This window comes from Methylobacterium sp. AC433 (assembly GCF_979253015.1).
On record NZ_CEEDBN010000011.1, the window covers coordinates 58,006 to 71,186 of the forward strand.

The 13,181-nt window shown below is 67.9% G+C and carries 10 protein-coding genes; 1 reads left to right on the forward strand and 9 read right to left on the reverse strand.

Features of this window, described 5'->3' with window-relative positions; genetic code table 11:
* The first annotated feature begins 99 nt into the window (after nt 1–99).
* Entirely contained in the window at nt 100–1,776 is a 1,677-nt protein-coding gene (locus tag AC0IWM_RS15795) for a methyl-accepting chemotaxis protein (RefSeq protein ID WP_471756527.1), read from the forward strand.
* A 118-nt stretch (nt 1,777–1,894) separates the two neighbouring features.
* Here the strand turns inward: AC0IWM_RS15795 and AC0IWM_RS15800 are convergent, their stop codons facing one another.
* The 9 genes from AC0IWM_RS15800 to urtA form a co-directional block, all read right to left on the reverse strand.
* Complete coding sequence (locus tag AC0IWM_RS15800; RefSeq protein WP_471756529.1) at nt 1,895–4,831, reverse strand: PAS domain-containing hybrid sensor histidine kinase/response regulator; 2,937 nt, start codon at nt 4,829–4,831, stop codon at nt 1,895–1,897.
* A gap of 202 nt (nt 4,832–5,033) precedes the next feature.
* Nucleotides 5,034–6,086, reverse strand: a complete 1,053-nt coding sequence (locus tag AC0IWM_RS15805; RefSeq protein ID WP_471756531.1) for an aliphatic amidase — start codon at nt 6,084–6,086, stop codon at nt 5,034–5,036.
* Nucleotides 6,087–6,255: 169 nt separating this feature from the next.
* Nucleotides 6,256–6,570, reverse strand: coding sequence for an FmdB family zinc ribbon protein (locus tag AC0IWM_RS15810; protein ID WP_471756533.1), 315 nt, complete (start codon nt 6,568–6,570; stop codon nt 6,256–6,258).
* 2 nt (nt 6,571–6,572) lie between these two features.
* Nucleotides 6,573–7,802, reverse strand: a complete 1,230-nt coding sequence (fmdA, locus tag AC0IWM_RS15815; RefSeq protein WP_471756535.1) for a formamidase — start codon at nt 7,800–7,802, stop codon at nt 6,573–6,575.
* 227 nt (nt 7,803–8,029) lie between these two features.
* Nucleotides 8,030–8,719 (reverse strand): urea ABC transporter ATP-binding subunit UrtE, encoded by a 690-nt coding sequence (gene urtE, locus AC0IWM_RS15820; protein ID WP_471756702.1) that lies wholly within the window; start codon nt 8,717–8,719, stop codon nt 8,030–8,032.
* A gap of 81 nt (nt 8,720–8,800) precedes the next feature.
* Nucleotides 8,801–9,586 (reverse strand): urea ABC transporter ATP-binding protein UrtD, encoded by a 786-nt coding sequence (urtD, locus tag AC0IWM_RS15825; protein ID WP_471756537.1) that lies wholly within the window; start codon nt 9,584–9,586, stop codon nt 8,801–8,803.
* A gap of 8 nt (nt 9,587–9,594) precedes the next feature.
* Nucleotides 9,595–10,707, reverse strand: a complete 1,113-nt coding sequence (gene urtC, locus AC0IWM_RS15830; RefSeq protein WP_471756704.1) for an urea ABC transporter permease subunit UrtC — start codon at nt 10,705–10,707, stop codon at nt 9,595–9,597.
* Between the two features lie 53 nt (nt 10,708–10,760).
* On the reverse strand, nt 10,761–11,687 hold the full coding sequence (gene urtB / locus AC0IWM_RS15835; protein WP_056468831.1) for an urea ABC transporter permease subunit UrtB: 927 nt from the start codon (nt 11,685–11,687) through the stop codon (nt 10,761–10,763).
* Between the two features lie 208 nt (nt 11,688–11,895).
* On the reverse strand, nt 11,896–13,155 hold the full coding sequence (urtA, locus tag AC0IWM_RS15840) for an urea ABC transporter substrate-binding protein (RefSeq protein ID WP_056468834.1): 1,260 nt from the start codon (nt 13,153–13,155) through the stop codon (nt 11,896–11,898).
* Nucleotides 13,156–13,181 lie beyond the last annotated feature (26 nt).

Genomic DNA, 13,181 nt, shown 5'->3' on the forward strand with positions numbered 1-13,181 from the left:
GCAGGCCATCACGAAACATAGATACGAGAACGATTTATCATAATTTAATATCGCCCATCCATGAATTCGGAAGAGCCGCACTCACGCCGGATTTCGACGATGAACCTCCCAATCAAGACAGTCCTCATCGGCCTCTTCAGCTTCGTCGTCGCGATCTCGGCGGCGCAGGGCCTGATGACCTTCCTCAAGCTCCAGGATATCGGGACGACCACCGAAGCTCTGGTCACCAACAGCATGCCTTCGATCGATCAGGCCCACAAGATCAACCGCCTGGTGCTCAGGGTCAGAACCTCGCAGCTGCGCTATCTGACAGCTCCCAACAGCACCATCGAGCAGGCCGACTTCAAGCTCTCGCAAGATCTGCTCGAGGAGCGCAACAAGGCGATCGAGGATTATAAGCCGCTGATCAGCGGTCCGGAGGAAAAGGCAGCGTACGACAACCTGATCGCGAAGATGGCGAACCTGAAGGCCGATTGGGGAAAACTTCGTTCCTTGAAGGAAAGCAACAGGGACGAGGCGCTGGAATTCTTCCGTGAGGGAAACCACGCCAATTATCGGGCGGTCGCCGATGCGGCCAGCCGCTTGGTGGACATCAACGTGGCGGGGGGCCAGGCCGCCGGTGCGGTCATGCGCCGGCAGCAGGCGGAGGCCACCCATATCTCGCTCGTCATGCTCGCCATCGGCATCGTCACGGCCGTCGGCGCAATGATCTTCTCCTTCGTCGGCGTCGCCCGTCCGATCGAGCGCATGACCCGGGCCATGCAGCACATCTCGAGCGGCGACACGGAGACGACCGTTCCGTCCATGGGCCGGCGCGACGAGCTCGGTGCGATGGCCACCGCCGTGGAAGTCTTCCGGACCAACCTGATCCGCACCCGCCAGCTCGAGGAGGAAACCGTCGCGGCACGCGCGAGCGCCGAGGAGCAGCGCAAGATCGGCATGCGCCGGATGGCGGAAGATTTCGAGCAGGCCGTGGGCGGAATCATCGGCATGGTTTCCGCGTCGGCCACCGAACTCCAGGCCACGGCACAGACCATGACGGCGTCGGCGACCCAGACGGCTTCGCAATCCACCACGGTGGCGGCCGCGGCGGAAGAGGCTTCGGTCAACGTCAATACCGTGGCGGCGGCCGCCGAGGAACTCGGCTCGTCGGTGCAGGAGATCGGCCGTCAGGTTTCGAGCTCGGCCAATCTCGCTCAGTCCGCCGTATCGGAGGCCGACGCGACGGCTGGCCTGGTGCAGGAACTCAGCGGCGCCGTGAGCCGGATCGGCGACGTGGTGAGCCTGATCTCGACGATCGCCAGCCAGACCAACCTCCTGGCGCTCAACGCCACCATCGAGGCCGCGCGGGCCGGCGAGGCGGGCCGCGGCTTCGCCGTGGTCGCGGCGGAAGTGAAGGAACTCGCCAACCAGACGGCGCGGGCCACCGAGGAGATCTCCCAGCAGATCGGCCATATCCAGGGCGCCACCGGCCAGGCGGTCACGGCGATCGGTTCGATCACCGGACGCATCCGCGACATCAATGCCGTGGCGGCGGCGATCGCGGCCTCGGTCGAGCAGCAGGCCGCGGCGACGCAGGAAATCGTCCGCAACGTCTCGCAGGCCTCGATCGGCACCAACGAGGTGACGAGCAACATCTCCGGTGTGGCGAGCGCGGCCGAGGAGACAGGAGCCGCCGCGGGCCAGGTTCTTGCCGCCGCCGGCGAACTCTCGCGCCAGTCGGAGCATCTCGGCGGCGAAGTCCACCGCTTCCTCTCGACGGTGCGGGCCGCCTGATCGGCGCCCGCTCCGGCGGGGATGCCGCGGCGGCGGAGGGGTTCGGGTCGGCCCGGGACAGCGCGATCCGGGACCGCTCGGCCCGACGGCCGGCGTCCCCGCCGGTCCGCGCCCGGGTTCAGCCCGTTCCCTCGATCAGGCCACGGATGCGGGTGGCGAGGGCCTCGAGCGCGAAGGGCTTGACCAGCATCTGCATGCCGGGCGCGAGATGACCGTGGTTGAGGGCGGCGTTCTCGGCGTAGCCGGTGATGAAAAGCACCTTCAATCCGGGTCGCGACCCGAGCGCCGCCTCTGCCATCTGCCGGCCGTTCATGCCGCCGGGCAGGCCGACATCGGTGACGAGGAGGTCGATGCGCACGTCGGATTGCAGCACCTTGAGGCCCGAGGCACCGTCGGCCGCCTCGATCGCGGCATAGCCGAGATCCTCCAGCACCTCGGTGACGAGCATCCGCACCGTGGGCTCGTCGTCGACCACCAGCACCGTCTCGCCGACCTTCGCCCGGGCCGCCTCCGACAGGTCCGGCACCGCCTCCACCCCCACCGCCTCGCCCAGATGGCGCGGCAGGTAGATGCAGACCATCGTGCCCTCGCCGGGCTCGGAGTAGATCCGCACCTGGCCGCCCGACTGCTTGGCAAAGCCGTAGATCATCGACAGGCCGAGGCCGGTGCCTTCGCCCAGCGGCTTCGTGGTGAAGAACGGATCGAAGGCCTTGGCGACGACGTCCGGCGTCATGCCCGTCCCATTGTCCGAGACGCAGAGGGAGACGTACTGGCCGGGCTCCAGGTCGCGCTCGCGGGCGCCGCGCGGGTCGATCCAGCGATTGCCGGTCTCGACCACGATGCGTCCGCCGTCCGGCATGGCGTCGCGGGCGTTGATGCAGAGGTTGAGCAGGGCGTTCTCGAGCTGACTCGGATCGACGAGGGTCGGCCACAGGCCGGCCGCGCCCACCACCTCCACCGACACCGCAGGCCCCACCGTGCGGCGCACCAGCTCCTCCATGCCCTCGACGAGGCGGTTCACGTCGGTGGGCTTCGGGGCCAGGGTCTGGCGGCGCGAGAAGGCGAGGAGACGGTGCGTCAGGGCCGCGGCCCGGCGCGCCGCCCCCTGCGCGGCGCCGATGTAGCGCTCCAGGTCGCCGACCCGGCCCTGGAGCATCCGGGTCTGCATCAGCTCCAGCGAGCCGACGATGCCCGCCAGCATGTTGTTGAAGTCGTGGGCGAGGCCCCCGGTGAGCTGGCCCACCGCCTCCATCTTCTGGGACTGGCGCAGGGCCTCCTCGGCCCGCATCAGCTCGGCCGTGCGCTCGGCGACGCGCTGCTCCAGCGTCTCGTTGAGGCTGCGCAGCTGCTCGGTCACGCGCTCGCGTTCCGCCTCGCCGGCGCGGCGCTCCTCCACGTCGATGAGCACGCCGGGAAAGCGCAGCGGGGTGCCGTCGGGGCCGTGGTCGACCCGCCCGTTGGCCTCGAGCCAGTAGTAGCGACCGTCGGCGCGCCGGGTCCGGTACTGGTGGGCGTAGGCGCCGCCCCGGCGGATCGCGGCCTCGATCGCCTCGGCGAGGCCGGCGCGGTCGTCCGGATGCACCGTCTCGATGACCTGGGTGAGGCTGAGGCCCTCGCGTCCGGCGGCGGGATCGAGGCCGAAGCTGCGGGCGAAGGCCTCGTCGACGCTGAATCGGTCGGTCGGCAGGTCCCAGAGCCAGGTGCCGATGATCGCGCCGGCCGCCAGCGCGAGCTGCACCCGCTCGATGTTCTCCCGGGCCAGGGCCTCGCTGGCGCGCAGGGCATCCTCCGCCTGCCGGCGGGCCGAGATGTCCCGGAACAGCACCGAGACCTGGCGCCGGCTCGCCGGCTCGATCCGGGCGGCGGAGACCTCGATGTGGCGATCGGCCAGTGGGAACGCCCGCTCGAACCGGATCGACGTGCCCGTGCGCAGGACGCCGCCGTAGAGTTCGAGCCAGCCCTCGGCCTCGTCCGGCGCGAGGTCGCGCAGGGTGCGCCCGACGATGTCGGGGATGCCGGTATGGCGCTCGTAGCCGGCATTGGCTTCCACGTGGACGTAGTCGCTGCAGGGTCCATGCGGCCCGTCGAAGAACTCGATGATGCAGAAGCCGTCGTCGACGGCCTCGAAAAGGGCGCGGTAGCGCGCCTCGCTGGTGGCCAGGGCGTCGCGGGCGGAGCGCTGCTCGGTGACGTCGCGCGCGACGCCGGAGAACCGCAGCGGACGCCCCGCCTCGTCGCGCTCGATCTCGCCCCGACGGGCGATCCAGCGCAGCGCGCCGGTGTCCGGGCGGCGGATGCGGTACTCCACGTCCCGCGGCGGCTCGCCCAGGCGGCGGCTCTCGGCCGAGGAGACGAGGTGCGAATCGGCCGGGATGACCAGACGCTCGAAGGCCGAGGCCGGGTAGCTGGCGGCCTCGGGCAGGCCGTAGAGGCGGCAGAATTCCGGGGTCGGATGCAGGATGCCGTCGTCGATGCCCACGGAGAACACGCCGATGCCGCCGGCCTCCTGGGCGCGCCGCAGGCGCATCTCCGCGTTCTGCAGGGCGTCCCCGGCCCGGTGTTCCGCAGTGCGGTCGCTCACGACCTTCACGTAGCCGATATGGGTGCCGACGCTGTCCCGCAGGGGCATCATCTCGCCCGAGGCCCAGAACCGGGAGCCGTCGGCGCGCAGGTGCCAGCGCTCGTCATCGGCCCGGCCCCGCTCCAGGGCGAGGCGCATCTCGATCCCGGGCCGGTCGATCGCCCGATCCTCGTGGGTGAACAGGCGGGCGATGCCGCGGCCGCGGATGTCGGCCGCGGTCCAGCCGAAGATGCGCTCCGCCCCGGCGTTCCAGTCGGACACCACCCCGTCGCGGTCCGTCCCGATGATCGCGAAGCGTGTGGTGCTGTCGAGGATCGCCTGCCGGTGCGGCACCGGGTCGGGCGCGCGCCCCTCACCCTCCGCCGCGGCGTCCGGCAACCCGGCAGCCCGGCGCGCCTCGGCCCGCAGTCGCGCGGCTTCCCGCTCCAGGTCCTCGGCGCGGCGCAGGAGCGCGTCGGTCTCGGGCTGGCTCATGCCGCGACGTCCATCCTTCCGGGGTTCGATCAGGGGCAGCGGCCGGAGCGGCCGGTCTCGCCATGGGCGGTAGAGGGGCCGCCCGCCCGGGTCAAACGAAGGATGACGGTGGAACGCGACGCAGAACGGCGTCGGCCGGCCCCGCGGCGGCGGAACCGGCCCTCGATTCGAAGCGGGCGTGGCGCGCGCGTCACACGGACGATCACATCGGGTCGGGCGGGGCCTCGCCCTTGCCGACGAAGGGGATGCCCTCGATCGGGCATTCCTCGGTGCCGACGCTCTGGCGGGTGATGGCCCGCACGGCGTCGCGGGTGGCATCGGGGTCCTCGATCCAGCGACGGTAGAAGTCGTAGGGGCATTCCGAGAGGCCGTGCCGGTTCTCCTTCGAGGCGATCATGCCGGTATAGCCGCGGTGGAGCAGCTTGAAGAGGTGGTTCTCCGACTGCCCGTGGGCGCGGGAATCGCGGATCAGGAACTTCGACAAGGCTGCGTACTGGATGCCCATCTCCTCCTCGCCGCACTCGCCCAGGGTGCGGCCGTCGAAGCCGATCACCGCCGAATGGCCGAAATAGGTGTAGACCCCGTCGAAGCCGGCGGCGTTGGCCACCGCCACGTAGGTGTTGTTGGCGAACGCCATCGCCTTCGACATCAGGATCTGCTGTTCCTTGGCCGGATACATGTAGCCCTGGCAGCGGATGATGAGCTCGGCCCCCCGCATGGCGCAGTCGCGCCAGATCTCGGGGTAGTTGCCGTCGTCGCAGATGATGAGGCTGACCTTGAGGCCCTTGGGGCCGTCGGAGACGTAGGTCCGGTCGCCGGGGTACCAGCCCTCGATCGGCGTCCAGGGCATGATCTTGCGGTACTTCTGCACGATCTCGCCCTGGTCGTTCATCAGGATGAGGGTGTTGTAGGGCGCCTTGTTCGGGTGCTCCTCGTGGCGCTCGCCGGTGAGCGAGAACACGCCCCAGACCTTGGCCTTCCGGCAGGCGTCGGCGAAGATGTCGGTTTCCGACCCCGGGATCGTGGTGGCGGTCTCGTACATCTCGGCAGCGTCGTACATGATCCCGTGAGTCGAGTATTCGGGGAAGATGACGAGGTCCATGCCGGGCAGGCCGGACTTCATGCCCACGACCATGTCGGCGATCTTCTTCGCGTTCTCCAGCACCTCCGCCCGCGTGTGCAGGCGGGGCATCTTGTAGTTCACCACCGCGACGCCGACGCTGTCGGCGCTGGACGAGATGTCTCCGTGCATCATGGCGTGGGTGCTCCTTGGGGTTACGAACCCTCCCCCCTCAGCGGGGCAGGGTGCCTGCGGAGCAGGCGGGAGAGGGGCAGCACCGCCCCATTCGGAAAGCTCGGCGCCGCCCCGCTCCCGGTCGCTCCGCGACCACCCTCTCCCGCGAAGGGGAGAGGTTTTCACGTCGTCAGTGGCTGATCATCCAGGGCCGCGCGTTCGGGAAGCTCTTGGCGGCCGCGGGGCCGGACTTCGCCTTGGTCCCGCAGCATCCGCAGCCGGGGCCGTGCCCGGAGGACTTGCGGGGCGCGTGCTGGCTCCGCTCGTTCGTCGCGTGCGCCTTGCGCCGGCCCGCATCCATGGAGGCGAGGTTCGGCGCGGTGAGGAAGGCGCGGCCGCAGGACGTCCCGCAATCGGGGCAGTCGTGCGGATCGCGGAACTGCGCCATCGGGCGCAGCACGGTGAAGGGCCCGCAGGCGTCGCAAGCGTAATCATAGACCGGCATGCTCAGAGGTCCGGCGACAGCGGCATCTGGATCGAGCCGTCGAGGAACTTCGTCGGTCCGTCGGCACCGGGATTGATGTCGAAGTCGAAGATCTTCGTCGGGATCCAGAGGGTGGCGCAGGCGTTCGGGATGTCGACGACACCCGAGATGTGACCCTGGACCGGCGCGGTGCCGAGGATCGAGTAGGCCTGGGCGCCCGAGTAGCCGAACTTCTTCAGGTACTCGATCGCGTTGAGGCAGGCCTGGCGGTAGGCCACCGTCACGTCGAGGTAGTGCTGCTTGCCGTACTCGTCGACGGAAACGCCCTCGAAGATGAGATGATCGTCGAACTTCGGCGTGATCGGCGACGGCTTGAAGATCGGGTTCTTGATCCCGTACTTGGCCATGCCGTCCTTGATCAGGCTGACCTTGAGGTGGACCCAGCCCGCCATCTCGATTGCGCCGCAGAAGGTGATCTCGCCGTCGCCCTGGCTGAAATGCAGGTCGCCCATGGAGAGGCCCGCACCCGGCACGTAGACCGGGAAGTAGATCTTCGAGCCGCGCGACAGGTCCTTGATGTCGCAATTGCCGCCGTGCTCGCGCCCCGGCACCGTGCGGGCGCCCTCGGCTGCGGCCTTGTCGCGGCCCTCGCCCTTGAGCCGGCCCATATGGGCGGTGGGCGCGAAGGGAAGGGTGGCCAGCGCCGGCACCCGGTTGGGGTCGGTGTCGAACAGCGCCTTCTCGCGGGTGTTCCAGGTCTCCAGCATCTTCGGATCGGGCAGGCAGCCGATCAGGCCGGGATGGATCAGGCCGGGGAAGCGCACGCCGGGGATGTGGCGCGACTTGGTGAACATGCCCTCGAAGTCCCAGATCGACTTCTGGGCCTGGGGGAAGTGCTCGTCGAGGAAGCCGCCGCCGTTCTTCTTGGAAAAGAAGCCGTTGAAGCCCCACTGGCTCTCGGGCTTCGCGCCGATGTCGAGGAGGTCGACCACCAGGAGGTCGCCGGGCTCGGCGCCCTCGACGCCGATCGGCCCGGAGAGGAAGTGCACGATCGACAGGTCGATGTCGCGCACGTCGTCGGCCGAATCGTTGTTCTTGATGAAGCCGCCGGTCCAGTCGTAGGTCTCGACGATGAAGTCGTCGCCGGGCTTGACCATCGCCACCATGGGGATGTCGGGGTGCCAGCGATTGTGCACCATGTCGTTGTCGTAGGCCGATTGGGTCAGATCGACCTTGATCAGGGTCTCGGGCATGTTTCGCGCTCCTCTGGTGGGTGGGCAGCCGCTCGGGTCGCGTGTCCGGCGCTGCCCGGCCGCTCTCGTGAAAGCCTCAAGTGCCGCGCGTGCAGGAACGCGCTCTCCTCCCCCGTGCGGAGAGGAGCCGGAGGTGGGGGTGGTGCAGGATCGAGCGGCGCGTTGCCTCCTGCGCCACCCCCACCCCCAACCCCTCCCCGCGAGGGGGAGGGGAAAAGCGCCCCGCCTCAGACGGAGAGGAAGCGGGCGACCTGGGCCTCGTCGATGTCGGCGCGCAGGCTCTCGTGGACGATCGACCCGTTCTCGATCACCAGCACCCGGTCGGCGACATCGAGGGCGAAGCTCAGCACCTGCTCGGAGACGACGATGGAGAGGCCGCGCGCGTCGCGGATCTTCTTCAGGGTGCGGCCCATCTCGCGGATGATCGAGGGCTGGATGCCCTCGGTGGGCTCGTCGAGCAGGAGCACCTTCGGCCGGCTCGCCAGCGCCCGGGCGATGGCGAGTTGCTGCTGCTGGCCGCCCGAGAGGTTGCCGCCGCGCCGGCCCTTCATCTCCAGCAGGACCGGGAACATCGTGTAGAGCTCCTGCGGCACTCGGCGCTCGTTGGTCACGGTCAGCCCGGTCTCGATGTTCTCCTGCACGGTCATCGCCGAGAAGATCATCCGGCCCTGGGGCACGTAGGCGAGGCCCTTGGCGACGCGCTGGTGACTCTTGAGGCCGCCGACCTCGTCGCCGTCGACCCGGATCGAGCCGGACTTGACCGGCACGATGCCCATCAGGGTCTTCATCAGCGTGGTCTTGCCCATGCCGTTGCGGCCCATCACGGCGACGATCTCGCCGGGCGCCACCGCGATGTCGAGGCCGTGCAGCACCTCGCTCTGGCCGTAGGCCGCGTGCAGGTCGCTGATCGCCAGCATCGGCTGGAGGCCGGCCTGAACCGGCGGCACGGACGACGGGGCAGTCGTGGTCTGGAGCATGGCGCGATCCCGTCTGTGACGTCAGTGGCCGAGATAGACTTCGATGACCTTGGGGTCGTTCTTGACCCGCTCCATCGATCCCTCCGACAGGACCTTGCCCTGGTGCAGCACCGTGACCCGGTGGGCGATGTCCTCGACGAACTTCATGTCGTGCTCGATGACCAGCACCGAGCGGCCCTTGATGATCTCGTTGAGGAGTTCGGCGGTCTTGATGCGCTCGCCGACGCTCATGCCGGCCACCGGCTCGTCGAGCATGAGGAGTTCCGGGTCCTGGATCAGCAACATGCCGATCTCGAGCCATTGCTTCTGGCCGTGGCTGAGGAACTCGGCCCGTTCGAGGAGCTGGTCCTTCAGGAAGATCATGCTGGCGACCTCCTCGATCCGGTCGCGGACCTCGGCGTCGCGCTTGAAGGTGAGCGCCCCGAAGACCGAGCGGCCGCGCGGGAACGAGATCTCGAGGTTCTCGAACACCGTGAGGTCGTCGTAGATCGACGGCGTCTGGAACTTGCGGCCGACACCGGCGAGCACGATGGCGCTCTCGGAGAGCTTGGTCAGCTCCTGGCCCTTGTACTTGATCGAGCCGGAGCTGGCCTTGGTGCGCCCGCAGATGAGATCGAGCACCGTGGTCTTGCCGGCACCGTTGGGGCCGATGATGACGCGGATCTCGTTGGGGTCGACGTAGAACGAGACGTCGTTGACCGCCTTGAAGCCGTCGAAGGAGACGGTGAGGGATTCCACCGCCAGGAGGAAGTTCTTCTCGGCCGGATCGGCGCCGATGATGTGCGAGGGCAGGAGAGCGGCGTTCATCGGTGATCCTACTCGGCCGGGGTGCCGTGGGGCAGGGCGACGGCGGGGGCGGGCTCCAGGGCCTTCACGCGCCGGGTCAGGCGGGGCTCCACGTAGGTGCTGTAGATGCCCGCCAGGCCGTTCGGGAAGGCCAGCACCACGGCGATGAACAGGGCGCCGAGACCGAACAGCCAGAGTTCGGGGAAGCTTTCCGAGAAGCTGGTCTTGGCCCAGTTGACGAGGAGCGTGCCCCAGACGGCCCCGAACAGCGACAGGCGCCCGCCGACGGCGGCGTAGATCACCATCTCGATCGACGGCACGATACCGACGAAGGACGGGGACATGAACCCGACCTGGAGGGTGAACATCGCGCCCCCGATGGCGGCGAAGACGGCGGCGAGGCAGAACGCGAAGGTCTTGAAGCTCGCGACCTGGTAGCCCGAGAACCGAACCCGGTCCTCCTTGTCGCGCATGGCGAGCAGGATGCGCCCGAGCTTCGACTTCTTCACGGCCTGCGCGAACAGGATGCAGCCGACGAGCAGGCCCCCATTGACGAAGTAGAGGAGGTTGTGGGCGCTGTCGGTTCGGATGTCCCAGCCGTGGAGCGTGCGCAGGTCGGTGATGCCGTTGATGCCGCCGGTATAGCCCTGCTGGCCGACGATGAGGATCGTCAGGATCGCGGCGATGGCCTGGGTGATGATGGCGAAGTAGGTGCCGCCGACGCGCCGGCGGAACATCGCCGTGCCGATGACGAAGGCGAAGAACGCCGGCACCACGATCACGGCGATGATCGTGAAGGGCAGGCTGGCGAACGGCTTCCAGAACCAGGGCAGCTCGGTGATCTGGTTCCAGTCCATGAAGTCGGGGATGCCCGGCGTCGACTGGATCTTCGTGTTCTCGACGCTGGAGGCCTCCAGCTTGAGATACATCGCCATGAGGTAGCCGCCGAGGCCGAAGAACACGCCCTGGCCGAGGGACAGGATGCCGCCGAAGCCCCAGCAGATGACGAGGCCCAGCGCCACGAAGGAGTAGGTCAGGTACTTGCCGACGAGGTTGAGGCGGAAGGCGTCGAGCAGCATCGGCAGCACGACGAAGATCACCGCGACGAGGAGCGCGAGGCTCACCCATTCCATGGGCTTCATGAACGGGTTGTCGTTGACGACGGGGGTTTTGGAGCGGGTCATGTTCAGGCTCCTCAGCGCCGGACCTTGAGGGTGAAGAGGCCCTGGGGCCGCAGCATCAGGATGCCGACCACGGCCAGCAGCGTGATCACCTTCGCGGTGGAGCCCGAGAGGAAGAATTCGAGGGTCGACTGCGTCTGCGAGATCGAGAAGGCCGAGGCGATGGTGCCGAGCAGCGAGGCGGCGCCGCCGAAGACCACGATCAGGAAGGTGTCGACGATGTAGAGCTGGCCCGAGGTCGGCCCCGTGGAGCCCACCATGGTGAAGGCCGAGCCCGCGATGCCCGCGATGCCGCAGCCGAGGCCGAAGGTGAGGCGGTCGACCTTCTCGGTGTCGATGCCGACGGCACCGGCCATCGGGCGGTTCTGCACCACGGCGCGGACCTGGGCGCCGAAGCGCGAGCGGTACATCAGGATCGCGACGCCGAGGGTGATCAGGGTGGTGACGGCCATGACGAACATGCCGTTGATCGGGATCTCGATGGTGTCGGTGACCTGCACGGAGCCGATCAGCCAGGACGGCAGCTCCACGCCGACCTCGCGGGCGCCGAAGATCGAGCGGTAGGCCTGCTGCAGGATCAGCGAGAGGCCCCAGGTGGCCAGCAGCGTGTCGAGCGGACGCTTGTAGAGGTGGCGGATCAGCGCCCATTCCACCAGCATGCCCAGGGCGCCCGAGGCCAGGAAGGCCAGCGCCATCGCCACGAAGAAGTAGGCCGGGAACAGGGCGGGCAGGTGGGTCTGGAAGAAGCCCGAGCAGAGATAGGTCATGTAGGCGCCGAGGATCATGAACTCCCCGTGGGCCATGTTGATCACCCCCATCTGGCCGAAGATGATCGCCAGCCCGAGGGCCATCAGGACGTAGACCGAGAACAGGATCAGCCCGGCGAAGCCCTGCATCACGAAGATCGAGCTGAGATCCCCGAGCGAATAATCACCGAACATGGGTTCGTTCTCCGAAGGATGCCGCGCGGGTCGTGCAAGCATCGGGCCGATCCGGGCCGCAGACTTTCCCCTCCCCCTTGCGGGGAGGGGCCAGGGGTGGGGGTGGCTGGATGACCCTCCCGCTTCGGAGGCTCGCGGAGCCGCCTTCACCTCCAACTCCTCCTCGCAAGGGGGGAGGAGGGCGCGTCGCGATGGTCGTCGCGCGAGCCTACTGGTAGCCCTTGGGGAAGGGGTTCGGCTCGATCAGGTCGGGGCTCTCGTAGACCACCTCGAACTGGCCGGTCGGCAGCGCCTTGGCGACGCGGGTCTTCGACCAGAGGTGATGGTTCGGGTGGATCTTGACGTAGCCTTCCGGGGCTTCCTTGAACTCGATGCCGGGCGAGGCTGCCACCACCTTGTCGACGTCGAAGGAGCCGGCCTTCTCACAGGCCATCTTCCACAGGAAGGGGCCGAGATAGGCGGCCTGGGTCACGTCGCCGATGACGGTCTTCTCGCCCCACATCTTGTGGAAGGCGGCGACGAACTTCTCGTTGTTCGGGTTCTTCAGGGACTGGAAGTACTTCATGCAGGAATAGGCGCCGGCGATGTTGTCGCCGCCGATGCCGTCGACCTCGTCCTCGGTGACCGAGATCGTCAGCAGGGTCTGCTTCGAGAGGTCGATGCCGGCCGCCTTGAGCTGCTTGTAGAACGCCACGTTCGAGCCGCCGACGACGTCGGTGAAGATCACGTCCGGCTTGGTGAGCTTGAGCTTGTTGATCACCGAGTTGAACTGCGTGTGGCCGAGCGGGAAATATTCCTCGCCGACGACCTTGGTCTTGAGAACGTTCTCGATGTGCTTGCGGGCGATCTTGTTCGAAGTCCGCGGCCAGATGTAATCCGAGCCGATGAAGAAGAACGTCTTGGCCTTTTTCTCCTTCGTGACCCAGTTCAGCGATTCGAGGATCTGCTGCGTGGCCTCCTGGCCGGTGTAGAAGACGTTCTTGGACTGCTCCAGGCCCTCGTAGAAGGTCGGGTAGTACAGGAGACCGTTGTACTGCTCGAACACCGGCAGCGCGGCCTTGCGCGAGGCGGAGGTCCAGCAGCCCATCACGGCCGCGCAATGGTCGTTGACGAGAAGCTTCTTGGCCTTCTCGGCGAAGGTCGGCCAGTCGGAGGCGCCGTCCTCCTGGATGACCTTGATCTTGCGGCCGAGCACGCCGCCCATCTCGTTGATCTGCGAGATCGCGAGCTTCTCGGCCTGGATCGAACCGGTCTCGGAGATCGCCATCGTGCCGGTGGCCGAGTGCAGGATCCCCACCGTGACCTCGGTATCGGTCACCGCGAGGCCGGTGGTGTTCACCGCCGAGGTCGGCGGTGCCGCCGCGAAGCTCATGCGCGGCATCAAGGCGATCGCCGGAGCGCCGGCCAGACCCATGAGAAGCCTGCGCCGCAGCGCCGATTGCAGGCCGTTGCCCTTGTCCTCTGCCATCGTGCCCAAAACCCCTGATCCTCGTC